A 19554-nucleotide genomic window follows, 5' to 3' on the forward strand; every position below is an offset into this window, starting at 1 on the left:
GGCTACCTCCCCGCGTCCCGCGTCCGGGGGTCGATCACCCAGGTGAGGATGTCGACCGCGATGGTCACCAGCACGAACGCGACCGCCGTCACCAGGACGACCGCGATGACCATGGGCATGTCCTTGTTCGCCACGGCCGACAGCGCCAGCCGTCCGATGCCCTGCCGGGAGAAGACGATCTCGATGATGACCGCGCCGCCGATCAGCGAGCCGGCGATCCACCCGAGCAGCGTGGTGACGGGGAGCAGGGCGTGGCGCAGCACGTGGCGCAGGCGCAGGGCCGCCTCGCCGATGCCCCGGGCGCGTGCGGTCACCACGAACGGCTCGTCCATCGCGCGCAGCAGCCCCTCCCGCAGCACGCCTGCCACCACGGCCGCGGGCCCGGCGGCCAGGGCGGCGGTCGGCAGGACCAGCCCGGCCGGCGAGGAGGATCCGATGGCGGGGAACCAGTGCAGCGTGAAGGAGAAGACGGTCAGCAGCAGCAGCCCGAGCCAGAACGGGGGCAGGGCCACGACCAGCGACTCGGCCGACGCGAACAGCGAGCGCACCCACGCCCGGCGGTTCGCGCTCACCACGCCGTGCACCACCGCCGCGACGGCCGTGGCCAGCAGGGTGGTCGCCACCAGCAGCAGCGTGCCGGGAAGCTGGGCGGCGATCTCGTCCCACACCGGCCTGCGCAGCACGTACGACTCGCCGAACTCGCCGCGGACGATCCGGCCGAGGTAGGTGAGGTACTGCAGCGGGAGCGGGTCGTCGAGCCCGTACTCCGCGATGATCGCCGCCCGCACCTCGGGGCCCACCGCGGAGCGCGCGAGCAGGACGTCGGCGGTGCTGCCCGGCATGACCTGCAGCAGCACGAACGTCACCGTCACCGCGCCCCAGAGCACTCCGGCCGAGGCGGCCAGGCGCACCAGCACGAGGCGCACGAGCGTCTTCCGGCCCCGGCCGGAGCGGCGGCCGTTCCGCGCCGCCGCCGCCCCGGCCGGGGACGTCTTCAGGACGCCAGCCATATGCCGGACAGGTCGGGGGTGCCGTCGACGTTGAACCGCACGTCGCGGACGCCCTCGCGCGCCGCCAGGGTGGACAGCGGCGAGTAGATCGGCAGGACCGCCGCGTCCTCGGTGATCCTCCGCTGCACCTCGGCGTAGACGCCGAACTGCTCGGCCTGGTCCTTGGCGCCGAGCGCCCGCTTGAACGCGGCCTCCGTCTCGGGGTTGTCGTACCTGGCCATGTTGTTGCTGATCCCGCGCTTGGGCGTGGGGATGTTGTCGGCGCCGAACAGCACCCGCAGCACGTCGGGCCCGGGCGAGGAGAAGCTGGTGTCGATCAGGTCGTAGTCGCCGGCCAGCAGGCGGTTGACGAAGGTGCCGCCGTCGAGGTTCTCCTCGACGAGCTCGACGCCGAGTTGCTTGGCCGCGGCCTGGATCTGCACCGCGAGGTTGCCGACCGACGGGTCCGACCACATGTGGCGCAGGGTCAGCCTCTTGCCGTCCTTCGTCCGGTAGCCCTGCGCGTCCCGCTGCGTCCATCCGGCCTGGTCGAGCAGCCGGTTCGCCTCGGCGGGGTCGTAGCCGTACGCGGCGGCCACCGAGTGGTCGTAGCCCGGGGTGCTGGCCGACAGCGGCCCGTCGGCGCCGTCGTACACGCCGAAGTAGACGTTCTTCACGATCCGCCGCCAGTCGATGCCGGCGCGCAGGGCCTTGCGCACGTTCACGTCGCTCAGCGGGCCCTTCGCCGTGTTCGGCCAGTAGCTGTAGTTGGCGCCGGGGAACCGGGTCGTGTGCAGGGCGAAGCCGGGCGTGTTCTTCAGCGTGCCGATGCCGGCCGGGGCGAGGCCCGTGACCGCGTCGACCTGACCGCTGGTGAGCGCCCCCAGGCGGGCCGAGTTGTCCGGCACGACCGTGACCTCGATGCGGTCGAGCAGCGCGGGACCGCCGCGGGCCGCCCCCTCGGGCGCCCACGCGTACGCCGGGTTCCTGACGTAGTCGATGCCCTTCTGCGGGGTGAACCCGCCGTCGCTCTTGAACGGCCCGGTGCCGACGACGACGGCGCACAGCTTCGAGGCCGGTCCCTTCAGCGTGGCCGGGGACTCGATCCCGAGGTTGGGCTGGGCGAGCGCGGACAGGAACCCGGAGTCGGGCCGCTTCAGCTTCACCTCGACCGTCAGCGGATCGACGGCCTTCGCCGACTCGTACGCCGCGATGAGGCTGCCGGCGAGCAGCGACTTGGTCTTCGGGTCGACCACGTGGTCGAGGTTCGCCACCACCGCCGACGCGTCGAACTTCCGCCCGTCGGTGAAGGTCACGCCCTCGCGCAGCCGGAAGGTGTAGGTGAGCCGGTCGTCGGAGACCGTCCACTCACGGGCGAGCCAGGGGTGCAGGCCGCCGCGCGGGTCCTGGTAGACCAGCGAGTCCACGAGCGGCCGGGTCAGCAGCCGGGCCGACTCGGTCGGGCTCTGGTGGGGGTCCAGGCACTCCGGTTCCTTCTCCACCGCCAGGCGCAGGGTCCCCCCGCTGCGGGGGGACGCGACGCCCGCCCCGCCACCGCTCGCCGCGCCTCCGGCGACGCGGGCCGTCCCGTCCGCATCGGAGGAGCAGCCGGCGGCGAGAGCCAGCACCAGCATGGCGGCCCCCGCCGTCACGGCGGGGGCGGTGGTTCCGCGCCTCCTGGTGGTTCCGGGCCTCCTGGCAGCACCCATGTTCGTCTCATTCCTCGCCACGTCGCTCACGGCCGGAAGGGATCTCCGGCCCGTACACACAGTGGTGGCCGGTTCTAAAGCGGGACTGAACCGGCGGCGGCGCGGCCGTGCGGGACTACAGGGACGAGACGATCTTGGCGACGAGTTCGTAGGAGCGGATCCGGGCCTGGTGGTCGGGCACCTGCGTGAGCACGAACAGCTCGTCGGCGCGGGTGCGGCGCAGGAGGTCGCCGAGCCGGGGGGCGATGCGCTCGGGGCTGCCGACGAACTGGGGGTCGATCTTCTCGCGCAGGAACCGCTCCTCTGCGGCGGTGAACCGGTGGGCGGCCGTCTCCTCCTCCGTCGGCAGGACGGTGGCCGGGTCGACCGTGCGCATGAGGATCTGGCCGTACACGAAGGAGGCGGCGAGCCGGTGCGCGCGCTCGTCGCTGTCGTTCGCGACGGCGATCACGGCCACGCAGGCGTGCGGTTCCGCCAGGGCCGGAGAGGGCCGGAACGCCTGCCGGTACGCCTCCAGCGCCTCCGGCGCCCCGCCGCCCACGATCGCGTGCGCGTACACGTACGGCAGGCCGAGCCGGCCGGCGTAGGCGGCGCTGGAGGCGCTCGACCCGACCAGCCAGATCTCGGGCGGGGTGCCCGGCTCGGGGATCGCGCGCACACCGCCGCTGCCGCCGGCGAAGTACTCGTTCAGCTCGCGCAGCGCGTCGTCGAAGTCGAGCCGGCGCGGGTCGCCGAGGCGGGCCGCGGCCTCCCCCGAGCCGCCGGGCGCGCGGCCGAGGCCGAGGTCGACCCGCCCGGGGTGGAGCCCGGCCAGCACGCCGAACTGCTCGGCCACCACGTACGGCGAGTGGTTGGGCAGCAGCACCGCGCCCGAGCCGACCCGGATCGTGGAGGTCGCCGCGAGGATGGAGCCCGCGAGCACGGCCGGGCTGGAGGTCGCGAGCGCGGGCGTGTTGTGGTGTTCGGCCACCCAGTAGCGCCGGTAGCCCAGGGCCTCCACGGCCCGGGCCAGGTCGACGGAACGGCGCAGCGCGTCGCCCGCGGTGTCGCCGCGCCAGACGGGGGCGGTGTCGTGCACGGAGACGGCGATTCCCTCGGCCAACGTCCTCTCCTTCGCAAGGGTGATAGAGGGGGTCAACGGGACGTATCCGGAGGTTTCCTCACTTTACGTCGCGGCACAGTCAACCTGAGGTAGCCTCAGATTGTCAACGCCTCTGGGGACGCCTCCGGGACCACCGGGCCCTCGGCGTGCAGCGTGAGATGGGCGGGCACGCCGACGATCTCGCCGAGGTCGTGCACGAACCGCGCCCCCTCCTCCACGGGCGCGAAGCCGTAGTGCGGATAGAGATCGCGGACCTTGCCGTTCTTGGCGGTCGGCAGGTAGCGGCCGTGGACCTCGGCGAAACCGGCCTCCCGGGCCGCGTGGAGCACCGCCGACAGCACCGCCTGCTCGATGCCGCGGGAGAAGACCCGGCAGCTCAGCAGGAAGTTCTCGATCACCAGGCCCTCCGGCCTGGCGCGCAGGAAGACCGCGCCGACGACGCCGTTGCTCCCGAAGCGGTCCGCCGCCGAGATCGCCAGCACCCGGGAGCCGGGCCGCTCCGCCCGCTCCCGGACCTCCTCCGGCGACAGGCGCTCGGTGGTGAGGTTGAACTGGTTGGTCCGCAGCGTGATCTGGGAGAGCCGCGCGATCTCCCCCGGCTCCGCGGGGGCCAGCCGTACGGACACGTCCAGGCCGGCCAGGAACTCCTCGGCCGAGCCGGCGGCGGCGAGGAACTCCGACCGCGCCGCCTCCTCGTGGTAGCGGCGGGTCCGCGCCCGGTCCTCCGCGGTGATCTCGGTCGTGGTGAACCATCCGTCGGCGAGCAGCGTCGCCGCGTGCAGCGCCGGATCGTCGCCCAGATGCACCACGACGGTCTCCGGAAGCTCGGCCGCGACGGCGGCGCACTCGTGCACGCTGTCGTCGGCGAAGACGACGCTGTCGCCGCCGAGGTTGAGACCCTCGGCCAGCGCGCGCAGGTTCACCGGCTTGGGGCTCCAGTTGGCCAGGATCCGGACGAAGTCGTCCTCGCGCAGCAGCATGCCGGGATGGTCGCGCAGGGCGGCGAGCACCGTGTCCCGGTCGTTCTTGCTGACCGCGGCGAGCAGCACGCCCTGGGAGGCGAGCTGCTTCGCCACGCCCTGGAAGCGGCGGAAGGCCTCGCCGCGCGGGCCGTGCCCGACCTCGATGCCCTCCACGCCGTCGTCGCCGAGGATCCCGCCCCACAGCGTGCCGTCCAGGTCGAGGGCGAGCACCTTCCTGGCCCGCCCGGTCCTCGCTCTGACGAGGTGGCCCAGCTCCCGCGCGTACGCGCCGAGCAGCCCGTCGGACAGGTGCGCGCCGGCGTAGGTCTCGAAGCGGGGGTCGCTCAGCTCGGTCGCGGCCGACAGCAGCGGGTCGACGTCCACCACGACCACCCGGTCGGCGGACGCGCCGAGCTCCAGCAGCTCGGCGTTGGCCCGGCGCCAGGCCGCGCCCAGCCGGGCCCGCGACCTGTGGTCGAGCAGCCGCGCCTGCCACAGGCGGGGCAGCGGCACGGTGTTGAGCACGAGCGCCCCCGAGCCGCTCTCGCCGTACCGCGCGGCCAGCCCCCGCCACAGGGCCAGCTTCTCCGCGAGCACGCGCTCCACGTCCTCGACCGTGAACGGCACGCCCACCTCGTCGAACACGGTCGCGTGGTCGAGCACGCAGACCACGAGGTCGGGCTTCTCGGCGTACAGCTCGCTGCCGGGGTCGCCCAGCTCGAAGACGTACGAGCCGAAGCCGGTGAGCCGGACGGACGGCACGTATCCGTGGCGGGCCAGCTCGCCGACGAGCGCGACGCGCAGCGCCTCCAGCGTGCCGTGCCCGGTGACGGTCACCCGCACGGCCGGCAGCCGCGGATGGAGTTCGCGGGCGGCGTCCAGGTCGGCGCGGGCGAGCAGCCGCGCCGCCCGGGCGGCGTCCTCGGCCGACATCGCGGCGAGGAGCGGGCCCACTTCGTCGAAGCGCTCGGCGAGCGCCCCGTCCCGGTGCAGCCCGCGCAGCCGCGCGAGCGCGGCGGAGGTGTCGGTGGTCATCGAGGCTCCATGGCGTCGTGCTCGGATCGTCGCTGCAGCAGCTCGTCCAGGCGGGCGGCCAGCTCGTGGGCCATGCGGTGGTCGAGCACCAGGCCGGGCGGCACGTTCACGCCGGTCTCGCGGGAGATCCGCCCGGCGATCTCCAGCGCGCCGAAGGAGGTGATGCCCGCCTGGGTGAGGTCGTCGTGCGGGCCGACCGACCCGGCGGCATGTCCGAGGGCGCCGTCCACGGCCGCGAGGACCATGGCCAGCAGCACGCCGTGCCGCTCCGCGGCGGGCACGCCGTCGAGCGGGGACGACGCCGGCGCCGGGATCTCGCCGGGCCCCTGCCCGCTCGCCTCCGACCGCCAGCGCCGCAGCGCCGCCACCACCTCCCGTACGACCTCGGGAGGCGCGGCGACGCCGCCGACGAGGGCGGCGAACCGCCCGGCGTCGAGGTCGTCCACGGCGCGCCACAGCTCCCGCTCGCGGGGCGAGCCGCCCCGGACGCCGTACGAGGGGGTGATCCAGTGGCGCTCGTGCCGGAAGGGGTAGGTCGGGACGGCCGCCGGGTCGGCGGCCGGGCCCTCGCCGATCACCTTCGCCCAGGCGACCGCGACACCCCGCGCGTACGCCTGGGCGAGCGCCCGCAGCACTGAGCGGGCCTCGGCCGACGGGTCGCGCACCAGCGGGATCGCGGCCACCTCGCCGCTCTCCTCCGCGAGGCAGTCGGCGACCATGCCGGCCGTCGTGGCGTCGGGGCCGATCTCCACGAAGGTGTCCACTCCCAGGGCGCGCAGCGCCCGCACCCCGTCGTGGAAGCGGACCGGCTCGCGCACCTGCGCGGCCCAGTGATCCGGCGCGGCCAGTTCCTCGCGCGTCGCGACCCTCCCGGTGCGGGTGGAGACCAGCACGGCGGCGGGCTCCCGTACGGTCAGGGCCCGGGCGGCCTCCGCCAGGCCGGGCAGCGCGGGGTCCATGTGCGGGGAGTGGAACGCCTGGCTCACCGCGAGGGGCTTGGTGCGCACGCCCCGCGCCCGCCAGCCGGCCGCCAGCCTGCGGACGGCGGCGGCGTCCCCCGAGATCACCGTCGAGCGGGGGCCGTTGACCGCGGCCACCGCGACCAGGCCGTCCACGTCCTTCAGCGAGGCGGCGACCTCCGGCTCCGGCGCGCGCAGCGACACCATCGCGCCGCCCTCGGGGGCCGCCTGCATGGCCAGGGCGCGGGCCACGACCAGGGACGCCGCGTCGTCGAGCGAGAGCGCCCCCGCGGCGTGCGCGGCCGTGAGCTCCCCGATCGAGTGGCCGAGCAGCGCGCCGCCGGTCAGGCCCAGGTCTTCGGCCAGCCGGAACATGGCGAGCTGGGTGGCGAACAACGCCGGCTGGGCGAACTCGGTGCGCCGCAGCAGCGCGGCCGTGGGCGACCCCTCCGGGGCGAACACCACCTCGGCCACGCCAGGACCGTCCGCGCCGCGCCGCGTGCGGGCGCGGTCCAGCGCGGCGCAGGCGGCGTCGAACGCCTCGGCGTACGCGGGGAACCGCCGGTGCAGCTCCCGCCCCATCCCGGGGCGCTGGGTCCCCTGTCCGGAGAACACGAAGGCGACGGCGGGGGCGGGCCGGGCGGCGCCGACCGGCGCGGCGGGCGCGGCCAGCGCGTCCAGCTCCCGGGACAGCTCGGCGGCGTCGGCGCCGATCGCCACCGCCCGGTGGCGGAACGACGAGCGGGCGCCGATGAGCGTCCGCGCCATCGCCGCGAGATCGATCCCCTCCCCGGCCCGCAGGAGGTCGCGCAGGCGTGCCGCCTGGGCGCGCACCGCCTCGGAGGACCGGCCCGACAGCACCCAGGGGAGCGCCGCAGGTTCCCCATGCGGCTCCGCCCCGGATCCGGGCTCCGGCGCCGCCCCGGCCTGTCCGCCCGACGCCGAGGACTCGGGCATCGGGGGCTCCTCGACGACGAGGTGGGCGTTGGTCCCGCTGATGCCGAAGGAGGAGACGCCCGCCCGGCGGGGCCGGTCCGCCCTGGGCCAGGGCCGGGGCCGGGTCAGCGGGGCCACCCCGCCCTCGTCCCAGTCGACCAGCGCGGACGGCTCGTCCGCGTGCAGGGTCGCCGGAAGCGTCTCGTGCCGGAGCGCCTGCACCATCTTGATGACCCCGGCCACCCCGGCGGCGGCCTGCGTGTGTCCCAGGTTCGACTTCACCGAGCCGACCCACAGAGGCTCCCGCCGCCCCGAGGCCGTGCCGTACGCCTCGATCAGGGCGCCCGCCTCGATGGGATCGCCGAGGGCCGTCCCGGTGCCGTGCGCCTCGACGGCGTCCACGTCCGCGGGGGACAGCCCCGCCGACCGCAGGGCCGCCTCGATCACCTTGCGCTGGGCGGGGCCGCTCGGCGCGGTGATGCCGTTGCTCGCCCCGTCGGAGTTGATCGCCGATCCGCGGATGACGGCGAGGACCGGGTGACCCGCGCGCCGAGCGTCGCCGAGGCGCTCCAGCACCAGCATCCCCACGCCCTCGCCGAAGCCGGTGCCGTCGGCCGACCGGGAAAACGCCTTGCAGCGGCCGTCGGCCGCGAGCCCGCCCTGTAGGGCGAACTCCACGAACACCCGGGGAGTGGCCATGACCGTCGCCCCGCCGGCGAGCGCCAGGTCGCACTCGGACGCCCGCAGCGACCGTACGGCCAGGTGGATCGCGACGAGCGAGGACGAGCACGCCGTGTCCACCGTGAGGGCGGGCCCCTCGAACCCGAAGGTGTAGGCCAGGCGGCCCGAGGCCATGCTGGTGGCGTTCCCGGTCATCAGGTAGCCCTCGGCCTCGGGCGGCACGCCGTCCAGGGGCGGGGCGTAGTCCTGGTAGATCACCCCGGTGAACACCCCGGTCCTGCTGCCGCGCAGCGAGGCGGGGACGATGCCGGCCCGTTCCATCGCCTCCCACGACACCTCCAGAAGCTGGCGGTGCTGGGGGTCCATCGCGGCGGCCTCGCGCGGCGCGATGCCGAAGAAGGCGGCGTCGAATCCCGCGGCGTCGTCGAGGAACCCCCCGGCTTTCGTGTGCTCGTGCAGGGCCGGATCCCAGCCGCGGTCGTCGGGCGGCTCTCCCACCGCGTCGGCGCCCTCGGCGACCACCCGCCACAGGTCCTCCGGCGAGCGGACGCCGCCGGGGAACCGGCAGGCCATCGCCACCACGGCCACCGGCTCGGGCTCGGTCAGGGCCGCCAGCTCCCGCTTCACCCGCGTGAGCTCGGCGGTCGTCCACTGGAGATACTCGACCAGTCGCTTCTCGTCAGACATGCCGCCGTCCCTCGGATCGGAACTCGGAGTCGATGAACCGGAACAGCTCCTCCGCGGTCGCCGGGATCTCCCCGCCGGTCGCGGGAGCGGGGGGAGCCGTGAGCGCCGGGACCGCCGGATCGGGGGCGGGGTCGTTCGGGGCGGGGTCGTCGGGGGCCAGGCGGCCGAGCAGGTATTCCGCCAGGGCGTCCGGGGTCGGGTGGTCGAAGACCACGGTGGCCGGCAGCCGGAGGCCGGTCGCCTTGCCGAGCCGGTTGCGCAGCTCGACGGCGGTCAGCGAGTCGAACCCGAGCTCCCGGAAGCTGCGCGGCTCGCCGTCGTCGTCCCCGGGGGCCCGGCCGAGCACGGCCTCGACGTACCGCAGCACCGTCTCGTTCACCAGCGCGCGCCGCCGCGCCGGCTCGGCCGCGGCGAGCAGGCCCGGCAGGTCGGGGGCCGTCCCCGCCGGAGCGTTCGCCGGGGGTGCGCCCGCGCGGGCGAGCCCGCGCAGCGGCGCGGCGAGGTCCGGTGCGGCCGCCAGCCTCGCCGGGTCGAGCCGTACGGCGGCCAGGGCCGGGGCAGCCGCGTCCAGCGCCGCGTCGAGCAGCGCCAGGGCGTGCTCCGGCGCCATCGGCAGCAGGCCGGAGCGCGCCATCCTGGCCCGGTCGGCCGCCGAGAGCCCGCCGGTCATGGCGCTGTCCGACCGCCACAGGCCCCACGCGACGGAGGTCGCCGGCAACCCCTCGCGGGCCCGCAGGGCGGCCAGGGCGTCGAGGAAGACGTTGGCCGCCGCGTAGGCCGCCTGCCCCGCGCTGCCGACGATCCCGGCCGCGCTGGAGAACAGCACGAACGCGGCGAGGTCGAGGTGCCGCGTCAGCTCGTGCAGGTGCCAGGCGCCGTCGGCCTTCGGCCTGAGCACGGCGTCGAGCCGGCCGGCGTCGAGGGTGGCCAGCGTGGCGTCGTCGAGGACGCCGGCCGCGTGCACCACGGCCGTCAGGGGCCGCTCGGCGGGCACCTCGCCGAGCACGCGGGCCAGCGCGGCGTGGTCCGCGACGTCGGCGGCGGCGACCGTCAGCCGCGCCCCGAGCCCGTCCAGCTCGGCGCGCAGGTCCTCGATCCCCGGCGCCCGCTCCCCCTGCCTGCTCACCAGCAGCAGGTGCCGTACGCCGTGCCGCCGGGCCAGGTGCGCGGCGACCAGCCGTCCCACGCCGCCCGTGCCGCCCGTGACCAGAACCGTGCCCTCGGGATCGAGCGGGCGGGGGATCCGCAGCGCCACCTTGCCGACGTGCCGGGCGAGGCCGAGGTGCCGTACGGCCTCGGGGGCCCGGCCGGTCTCCCAGGCCGTCACCGGGAGCGGGGCGAGGACGCCCTCGGCGAGGAGCCCGGCGATGTCGGCGAGCATGGCGGCGATCCGGTCCGGCCCGGCCTCGGCCAGGTCGAAGGCCCGGTAGAGGACGCCGTGCCGGTCGCGGATCTCGGCGGGGTCGCGCACGTCGGTCTTGCCCATCTCCACGAAGCGGCCGCCCGGCGCGAGCAGTCCCAGCGAGGCGTCCACGAACTCGCGGGCCAGCGAGTTGAGCACGATGTCCACGCCCCGGCCGCCGGTCGCGGCGCGGACGGCCCCGGCGAAGGACAGGTCGCGCGAGTTCGCGACGCGCTCGGGCGGCAGGCCCGCCCGTTCCAGGTGCGGCCACTTGCCGGGGCTCGCGGTGCCGAAGACCGTGAGCCCCCAGTGGCGGGCGAGCTGGATGGCCGCGCCGCCCACGCCACCCGCCGCCGAGTGCACGAGCAGCCGCTCACCGGGCCGCGCGGCGGCGAGGTCGCGCAACGCGTAGTAGGCCGTGAGGAACACCGCGGGCACGGTCGCCGCCTGGGCGAACGTGAGCCCGGCCGGGATCGGCGCGAGCAGGCGGTGGTCGGTGACGGCCGACGGCCCGATGCCGCCCGCGACGAGCCCCATCACGCGGTCTCCCGGCGCGAGGCCGGTGACGCCGTCGCCGACCTCCAGGACGACGCCCGCGCCCTCGGTGCCGAGGTCGGCCACGCCGGGGTACATGCCGAGCACCAGCATCGCGTCGCGGAAGTTGAGCCCCGCGGCCCGCACGGCCACCCGCACCTCGCCGGGCCCGAGCGGCCGGTCCTCGGCGGGCCGGCACACGAGGTCCTCGGCCGTACCGCCCTCCCCCGCCTCCAGGCGCCAGCCGCCGCGCGGCCGTACGAGGTCGGGGCGGCGGGGGGCCAGCCGGGGCGCCAGCGGGCGGCCGTCCCTGAGCGCCGTCTGCGGCTCGCCGGTCGCGGCGGCGTCGAGCACCGCGGCGAGCGGAGCGCCGCCGTCGTCCACGAGGGCGATCCGGCCCGGCTCCTCGCTCTGGGCGCTGCGGACGAGGCCCCAGACGGCGGCGCCGTCGAGCGCGCCCACCGGGTCGCCCGGGGCGGCGGCGACCGCGTCCCGGGTGCGTACGACGAACAGCGTCCCGGCGAGCCGGGCGTCGGCGAGGCCGCGCCGCAGCGTGCCGAGCACCTCCAGCAGGGCCGTCCTGACGGCCTCCGGCACGCCGCCGTCCGGTGGAGCGGCGGGCGGGGTGATCACCAGCACGGCGGGGGCGGGCACCCCGGCGTCCAGGGCCGCGAGCGCCGCGTCCAGGCCGGGGAAGTCCGCGTCCGTGGTGCCGAGCGCCCAGGCCCGTTCGCGCGGGACGCCGGAGCCGGGGGTCACCGGCTCCCAGACGAGCTCGTACAGCGAGTCGCCCCCGGAGGCCGCGGCGAGATCGGCCGGGTCGGCCGCGCGGAACGTCACCGCGTCGATCGACGCCACCGGCGCGCCGTCCGCCGCGGCCAGTTCGACGGCCACCGCGTCGTCGCCCGCCCGGCGCAGCCGTACGCGGACGGTCTCCGGGGCCGGGCCGTGCGCGGTGAACCCCCGCCACGTGAAGGGCAGCCGTACGGCGCCGTCGTCGGGGAACAGGCGGGCGGGGGCGAGGGCGTGCAGGGCGGCGTCCAGCACCGTCGGAGCGAGCCGGAACCCCGCCGGGGCGTCCAGGGACACCTCCGCGACGACGTCCTCCCCCGACCGCCACACCGCCCGCAGGCCGCGGAAGGCCGGGCCGTAGCGGTAGCCCTTCGCCGCGAGGTCCTCATACAGCCCGTCGACGGGCAGGGGGACGGCCCCGGCGGGCGGCCACGCTGCCCCCGGGGACCCCCCGTCCGGGCCTGCGGACCCGGCGGGCACGGGCACGGCGGGGGCGAGGACACCGGCGGCGTGGATGGTCCACGGCGCGCCGAGTGGGTCGTCGGCGGCGTCCGGCCCGGAGGCGGGCCGGGCGTGCAGGCCGATCTCACGCCGCCCGTCCGTCCCGGCCGGTCCCACCGTCACCTGGATCTCCGTCGCGCCGGACGGCTCCAGGACGAGCGGCCGGGTCAGGGTCAGCTCGTCCACCCGCGGCGCGCCCACCGTCCCCCCGGCGAAGGCGGCCAGCTCCGCGAGCACCGCGCCGGGCACCAGGACCGTGCCCTCCACGGCGTGGTCGGCCAGCCAGGGGTGGCCGTCGAGACCGAGACGGCCGAGCAGCAGCACGCGGTCCTCCCCCGCCGGCCGCAGCACGGCGTCCAGCAGCGGATGGGCGGCCCGGCGGGCCCCCGGCACGGCGGCCGCGGTCCGCGCCGGCGCGTCCAGCCAGTGACGGCGCCGGTCGAAGGCGTAGGTGGGCAGGGTGGGAATCGGCCGTGGCGCGCGGCCCGACGGCCCGGCGAGCAGGTGGGCGCCCCAGTCGACCGGCACGCCGTTGACCCAGGCCTCGGCCACCGAGACCAGCACGCGGCGCAGGCCGCCTTCGTCCCGCCGCAGGGTGCCGACGACGGCGGGCGAGCGGGCCTCCGGGTGCGCGTCGAGGATCTCCTGGACCCCCATGCCGACCACCGGGTGCGGGCTGACCTCGATGAAGACCTCGTGCCCTGCCGCGAGGGCCGCCTCCACGGCCGGCTGGAGCAGCACGGGGCTGCGCAGGTTGCGGTACCAGTACGCGGGCCGCCCGAAACCGGGCTCCCCGCCGGGGTCGACCCTCCCGCCGGTCACCGTCGAGAAGACGTCGGCCGTGTACGCCGGCGAGGGCGCGGGCTCGGGCAGCACCTCGAGCAGCTCCGCCTCCAGCGGCTCCACCTGCGGAGAATGCGAGGCGTAGTCCACGTCGACGAGCCGGACGCGCACGCCCCGCTCCCGCAGCTCGCGCCGCAGGCGGTCGACCGCTTCCGCGGCCCCGGCGACGACGGTGGCGGCGGGCCCGTTGACGGCGGCGACCGCGATCCCGGCCGCCTCGATGGCTTCGATGGCCTCGGCGACCACGTCCGCCGGAGCGGCGACCGACAGCATCGCGCCCCCGCCGGACAGCGCCCGCAGCGCGCGGCTGCGCAGCGCCACCACCGCGGCCGACTCCTCAAGCGACAGGGCCCCGGCCGTGAGCGCGGCGGCGATCTCGCCCTGGGAGTGCCCGACGACCGCGGCGGGCCGTACGCCGAAGGACTCCCAGACCGCGGTCAGGCCGGTCATCGTGGCCCACAGGACCGGCTGCACGACGTCGACCCTCCCCAGGTCGGCGCCGTCGAGCAGGGCCTGCCGCAGGGACCAGCCGGTGACCGGGTCGAGGGCGGCGGCGCACTCGGCGATCCGGGCGGCGAAGGCGGGCGACTCCTCGATCAGGGCCCGGGCCATGCCGTCCCACTGCGCGCCCTGCCCGGGGTAGAGGAAGACGGGCCGGCGGGCCTGCCTTGCGTACCCGGTGACGGCCGTCGCGGCGGGCGTCCCCTCGGCGACGGCGGCGAGCCCCTCGACCGCCTCCCCGATGTCCGAGGCCACGACGACCGCCCGGTGCGCGAACTCGGCCCTGGTGCGCACCAGTTCCGCCGCGACGTCGGCCGTCGGGACGCCGGGGTGCCGTTCCAGGTATTCGGCGAGTTTGCGCGCCTCGCCGCGCAGCGCGCCCGGCGACTTGGCCGACAGGACCAGCGGGACCGCGGCGGCGGGCGCCGGCTCCGGCCGCGCGTCGGGTGCGGCGTCCGCGGCGGGCGGCTCCTCGACGATCACGTGGGCGTTGGTGCCGCTCATGCCGAAGGCCGAGACGCCGAAGCGCCGCGGGCGGTCCCCGGCGGGCCAGGGCACGGCCTCGGTGAGCAGTTCGAGCCCGCCCGCGTCCCAGTCCACGTGGCGCGACGGGCCGTCCACGTGCAGCGTGCGCGGCAGCGTCCGGTGCTCCAGCGCGAGGACCATCTTGATGACGCCGCCGACCCCGGCCGCGGCCTGGGTGTGGCCGATGTTCGACTTGAGCGACCCCAGCCGCAGCGGCGGGCGGTCGCCTCTGGCCGCGCCGTACGTGCGCAGCAGGGCCCGCGCCTCGACCGGGTCGCCGAGCGTGGTGCCGGTGCCGTGGGCCTCGACCGCGTCCACGTCGGCCGGGGACAGCCCGGCGGCGCGCAGCGCCTCCTCGATCACCCGCTCCTGGGCGGGGCCGTTGGGGGCGGTGAGGCCGTTGCTCGCGCCGTCCTGGTTGACGGCCGTCCCCTTCACGACGGCGAGCACCGGGTGACCGTTGCGCCGCGCGTCCGACAGCCGCTCCACGAGCAGCAGGCCGACGCCCTCGCTGAAGCCCGTCCCGTCGGCCGCGTCCGCGAACGCCCGGCATCGGCCGTCGGGCGACAGCCCGCGCTGGCGGCTGAACTCGACGAACGTCGCCGGCGTGGCCATGAGCGTCGCCCCGCCCACCAGGGCCAGGTCGCACTCCCCGTCCCGCAGCGCCCGTACGGCGAGGTGGAGGGCGACGAGCGAGGACGAGCACGCGGTGTCCACGGTGATCGCCGGGCCTTCGAGACCGTAGGTGTAGGCGATCCGGCCGGACGCCACGCTCCCGGCGCTGCCGGTGCCGAGATAGCCGCCGTGCTCGCGGGGGTCGTCCTGGGCCCGCGCGCCGTACTCGGTGTAGATGAGGCCGACGTAGACGCCGGTGCGCGAGCCGCGCAGGCGGGACGGGTCGATGCCCGCGCGCTGGAACGCCTCCCACGACGTCTCCAGCAGCAGCCGCTGCTGCGGGTCGGCCGCCCGCGCCTCCCGGGGGTTCATCTCGAAGAAGCCGGCGTCGAAGTCGGCGGCGTCGTGGATGAAGCCGCCCTGGCGGGCGTAGGACGTGCCCGGGGTGTCGGGGTCGTCGTCGAACAGCGCCGCGAGGTCCCAGCCGCGGTCGGCGGGGAACGGCCCGATGGCATCGCCGCCCGCCTCAAGCAGATCCCAGAGCTCTTCGGGGGTCGTGACGCCGCCGGGATAGCGGCAGGCCATGGACACGATCACGACGGGCTCCTCCGCCGCCGCGCCGCCGCGAAGCTCCGGAACCGCCGGGGCGGCAGCGGCTCCTGTCAGGGATTCGCCCAGATGGCGGGCGAGGGCACGCGGGGTGGGGTGGTCGAACACGAGCGTGCTCGGCAGGCGCAGGCCGAGGGTGCGGCCCAGGTGGTCGCGGAGCTGCACGCCGGTCAGCGAGTCGAGCCCCAGGTCGCGGAAGGGCCGATCGGGACGTACCTCCTCCGCCGAGTCGTAGCCGAGGATCCCGGCGACCGCCCGCGTCACCAGGTCGAGCAGGCGATCCTCCCGTTCTCGCGCGCCCAGGCCGTCCAGGGCGGCGTACGCCCCGGCGGCCGTCGCGGGAGAGACGTCGTTCCCGGAGGCCCGCCTCTCCAGGGGCTTCAGACGCAGCCCCGGGGACGCGGCGGGGGCCGCCTCGCGGCCGGCCTCCTCCGGTGCCGGGCGTACGCGCACCTCGTCGGCCGTCAGCACGACCCGGCCGTCGTCGTCGGTGAGGATCGCGGTGAAGGTGTCCGGGCCAGTCTGGACCAGCCGGGCCCGCAGGGGACCGCCGGCCGGGGCGTACGCCCGCACCCCGCTCCAGGCGAAGGGCACGACGACCTCGGACGGGCCGTCGTCCCGCGCCACGCGGTCCAGGAAGGCGGCCTGCACCGCGCCGTCCAGCACGGCCGGATGCAGCGCGAAGCCCTCCTCCCCCGGGGGCGGCGGCGCCGGCTCGTGAGCCGGTGCGGCCCCTCCGGCGGCCGAGGTGCCCACGGCGGTGACCGGGATCGACGCAGTGGGAACCGGGGCCGGCGAAGCGGGGACCGCGAGCTCGGCGAACAGCTCGCCGTCCCGCCGCCAGGCGGCGCGCACGGCGCGCAGGGCGGGGCCGTAGTGCACCCCCGCCTCGGCCAGCCGGTCGTACCCGGCCGCCACGTCGATCGGCTCCGCGCCCTCGGGCACCCACTCGCCGGGAGGGCCGTCCGGCCGCGTCTGTCCCGTCCCGGCCGGCGCCGCGCCGGGGGGACTCTCGGCGCGCAGGGAGCCGGAGGCGTGGAGCCGCCAGGCACCCGCGGCGTCGCCCTCGCCCGTCCTGGCGTGGATCGTGAAGGCGGCGCCGCCCGGCGCGTTCTCCACCTCGAGCTGCACCTGGACGGGGCCCGCCGTCTCCACCGGGGCGACGAGCGTGACGTCCTCCACCACGGGCAGGCCGACCCGCTCACCCGCCGCCAGCGCCAGCTCGACCAGCGCGCTCCCGGGCAGCAGCGCGCGCTCCCCCAGCCGGTGTTGCCGCGCCCACCCCCCGGCCGGCAGCGCGCCCGAGAACAGCACCCTCCCCCCGGCGGCGTCCTCGACGGCGACGCCGAGCACGGGGTGGCCCGTCAGGGGAAGGCCGGCCGGCCCGGCGGGCCCTGCGGTGACGGTGTCCAGCCAGTAGCGCCGCTCCTGGAAGGCGTACGTGGGAAGGTCGAGCACCCGCCCCGCCGCGAACGGACCCCACTCCACCGGGACACCGGCCGCGAACAGCGATCCGGCCGAGGTGAGCAGCCGGTCGAGCCCTCCGTCGTCGCGGCGCAGCGTGGCCACCACGTCCGCCTCCACGCCGGCCTCCTCGGCCGTGTCCCGCAGCGGCGCCGCCAGCACCGGGTGCGGGCTGACCTCCAGGAAGCACCGGTGGCCCGCGGCGATCAGGGCGGCCACGGTCTCGCCGAGCCGCACCGGCTCGCGCAGGTTGTCGTACCAGTACGCGGCGTCGAGCGTGGCGCCGTCCAGCTCGCCGACCACCACGGTCGAGTAGAAGGGCGTCCCCCCGGACCTGGGACGGATGCCCGAGAGGCGGGCGAGCAGGGTGTCGCGTAACGGCTCCACGGCGGGCGAGTGGGACGCGTAGTCCACGGGCACGAGCCGGGCCCGTACGCCCTCGGCCTCGCACCGGGCGACCAGCTCGCGCACGGCGCCCGCCTCGCCCGACACGACGGTGGCGGCGGGCCCGTTCAGAGCCGCCACCGCGACGCCGTCGAGGTCGCCGAGGCGGCGGCGGACCTCGGCGGCGGGCAGCTCGACCGACGCCATCGCCCCGCCGCCCGCGATGTCCGCGATGGCGCGGCTGCGCCGGGCGACGAGGGCCGCAGCGTCGGCCAGGTCCAGGACGCCGGCCGCGTACGCCGCCGCGATCTCGCCCTGGGAGTGGCCCACCACCGCGGCCGGTTCGACGCCGAGGGACCGCCACGCGGCGGTCAGCGAGGCCATCACGGCGAAGAGGGCCGGCTGCACCACGTCGACCCTGTTCAGAAGGTCGGCCGCGCCGCCCTCGGGCGAGGTCACCACCTCGACGAGGTCCCAGTCGACATGGGGAGCGAGGGCGGCGGCGCACCGCAGCATCTCCTCCCGGAACGGCTCGGAGGCGGCGAACAGCTCGCGGGCCATCCCCGCCCACTGGGACCCCTGGCCGGGGAAGACGAACACCGGCCGCACGCGCCCGCCGTCCGGGGCCTGTGCCTCCCCCGACACGGCACGCGGGGACGGCAGGCCCTCCTCCAGCGCGGCCAGCCCTCCGGTCAGTCCGCGCAGGTCCGTCCCCACCACGACCGCGCGGTGCGGGAGGTCGGCCCGTGCCGTGCGCAGCGTGTGGGCGACGTCGGCGGGGTCGGCGCCGGGGTGGTCCTCCGCCCACCGCCGCAGCCGGCCGAGCTGGGCGCGCAGGGCCGCCTCGGTGTGCCCGGACACCGTCCAGACCACCGGCCGCTCCGCATCGGGCGCCTCCGGCGTCCCCGTCTCGGCCGCCGGGGGCTGCTCGACGATCACGTGGGCGTTGGTGCCGCTGATGCCGAAGGAGGAGACCGCGGCCCGGCGGGGGCGGTCCCGATCGGGCCAGGGACGGGCGGCCGTGAGCGGGGCGAGACCGCCTGCGGCCCAGTCGACGTGCGGGGTGGGCTCGTCGATGTGCAGGCTCGCGGGGAGCACGCCGTGCCGCATGGCCAGCGCCATCTTTATGACGCCGCCGACACCCGCGGCCGCCTGCGAGTGCCCGATGTTGGACTTGAGCGAGCCGAGCCACACCGGGTCGTCGGCGGCGCGGGCCCTGCCGTACACCTCCATCAGGGCGTTCGCCTCGATGGGGTCGCCGAGGCCGGTGCCGGTGCCGTGCCCCTCGACCGCGTCCACCTCCTCGGGGCCGAGACCGGCGTCGGCGAGCGCGGCCCGGATGACCCGCTGCTGCGCCGCGCCGTTGGGCGCGGACAGGCGGCTGCTCGCGCCGTCGGAGTTGACCGCGCTGCCGCGCAGGACCGCGACGACCGGGTGGCCCCTGCGCCGGGCCTCCGACAGCCGCTCCACGAGCACCAGTCCGACGCCCTCGGCCCAGCCGGTGCCGTCGGCCGCCGCCGCGTACGCCTTGCACCGGCCGTCGGGGGCGAGCCCGCGCTGGCGGCTGAACTCGACGAACGTGGCCGGGGTCGCCATGACGGTCGCGCCTCCGGCCACGGCCAGGTCGCAGTCGCCCCGGCGGACGGCCTGCGCGGCGTAGTGGAGGGCGACCAGCGACGACGAACACGCCGTGTCCAGGGTGACGGCCGGCCCCTGCAGGCCGAAGGCGTAGGCGATGCGGCCGGAGGCGATGCTCCCCGCGCTGCCGGTGCCGATGAACCCCTCGAACCCCTCGGGGGCGCGCACGTGGCGGGAGCCGTAGTCGGAGTACATGACCCCCACGAACACTCCGATCCGCTCGCCCGACAGCCCGCGCGGGTCGAGCCCGGCCCGTTCGAAGACCTCCCAGGCGGCCTGGAGGAGCAGGCGCTGCTGAGGGTCGACGGCCAGGGCCTCGCGCGGGCTGATGCCGAACAGCTCCGCGTCGAAGCCCGCGGCGTCGTGCAGGAACCCGCCCTCGGAGGCGTAGCTCGTGCCCTCCCGGTCCGGGTCGGGGTCGAACAGCTCGTGGAGTGGCCACCCCCGGTCCCGGGGGAAGGGGGTGATCGCGTCGGTACCCGACTCGACCAGCCGCCACAGGTCCTCGGGCGTCCGTACGCCGCCGGGGTAGCGGCAGGCCATGGCGACGATCGCCAGCGGCTCGTGCGCGGCCTGTTCGAGCCGCTCCAGCTCCGCGCGGGCGCGCAGCAGGTCGGCCGTGGTCCGCCGGAGGTAGTCGCGCAGCTTGTCTTCATTCGCCATGGATGAACCGCTCTCCGTCCTGA

The 19554-nt window shown here is 76.6% G+C and carries 6 protein-coding genes; all 6 read right to left on the reverse strand.

What is annotated here, in order from left to right:
• Positions 1-2: 2 nt before the first annotated feature.
• Complete coding sequence (locus Msi02_RS39235; protein WP_204052819.1) at positions 3-1010, reverse strand: ABC transporter permease; 1008 nt, start codon at positions 1008-1010, stop codon at positions 3-5.
• A complete protein-coding gene (locus Msi02_RS39240) occupies positions 995-2698 on the reverse strand; it encodes an ABC transporter substrate-binding protein (protein ID WP_204052820.1) in 1704 nt (567 codons plus the stop codon). The genes Msi02_RS39235 and Msi02_RS39240 overlap by 16 nt, the downstream gene beginning before the upstream one ends.
• 115 nt (positions 2699-2813) lie before the next feature.
• Positions 2814-3800 carry an LLM class flavin-dependent oxidoreductase gene (locus Msi02_RS39245; RefSeq protein ID WP_204052821.1) on the reverse strand — a complete coding sequence of 329 codons (987 nt, stop codon included), beginning with the start codon at positions 3798-3800 and terminating at the stop codon, positions 2814-2816.
• Between the two features lie 95 nt (positions 3801-3895).
• Entirely contained in the window at positions 3896-5797 is a 1902-nt protein-coding gene (locus tag Msi02_RS39250; protein WP_204052822.1) for an HAD-IIIC family phosphatase, read from the reverse strand.
• Positions 5794-9060 (reverse strand): type I polyketide synthase, encoded by a 3267-nt coding sequence (locus Msi02_RS39255; RefSeq protein WP_204052823.1) that lies wholly within the window; start codon positions 9058-9060, stop codon positions 5794-5796. The genes Msi02_RS39250 and Msi02_RS39255 overlap by 4 nt, the downstream gene beginning before the upstream one ends.
• Positions 9053-19531, reverse strand: coding sequence for a type I polyketide synthase (locus Msi02_RS43700; protein ID WP_239109193.1), 10479 nt, complete (start codon positions 19529-19531; stop codon positions 9053-9055). The genes Msi02_RS39255 and Msi02_RS43700 overlap by 8 nt, the downstream gene beginning before the upstream one ends.
• Between the last annotated feature and the right edge of the window lie 23 nt (positions 19532-19554).

The sequence above is a fragment of the Microbispora siamensis genome (genome assembly GCF_016863095.1).
Classification (GTDB): Bacteria; Actinomycetota; Actinomycetes; order Streptosporangiales; family Streptosporangiaceae; genus Microbispora; species Microbispora siamensis.

Coding starts and splice junctions, on each gene's coding strand:
- Msi02_RS39235 (WP_204052819.1), bottom strand. CDS start 1,010: ATGGCTGGCGTCCTGAAGACGTCCCCGGCCGGGGCGGCGGCGGCGCGG.
- Msi02_RS39240 (WP_204052820.1), bottom strand. CDS start 2,698: ATGGGTGCTGCCAGGAGGCCCGGAACCACCAGGAGGCGCGGAACCACC.
- Msi02_RS39250 (WP_204052822.1), bottom strand. CDS start 5,797: ATGACCACCGACACCTCCGCCGCGCTCGCGCGGCTGCGCGGGCTGCAC.
- Msi02_RS39255 (WP_204052823.1), bottom strand. CDS start 9,060: ATGTCTGACGAGAAGCGACTGGTCGAGTATCTCCAGTGGACGACCGCC.
- Msi02_RS43700 (WP_239109193.1), bottom strand. CDS start 19,531: ATGGCGAATGAAGACAAGCTGCGCGACTACCTCCGGCGGACCACGGCC.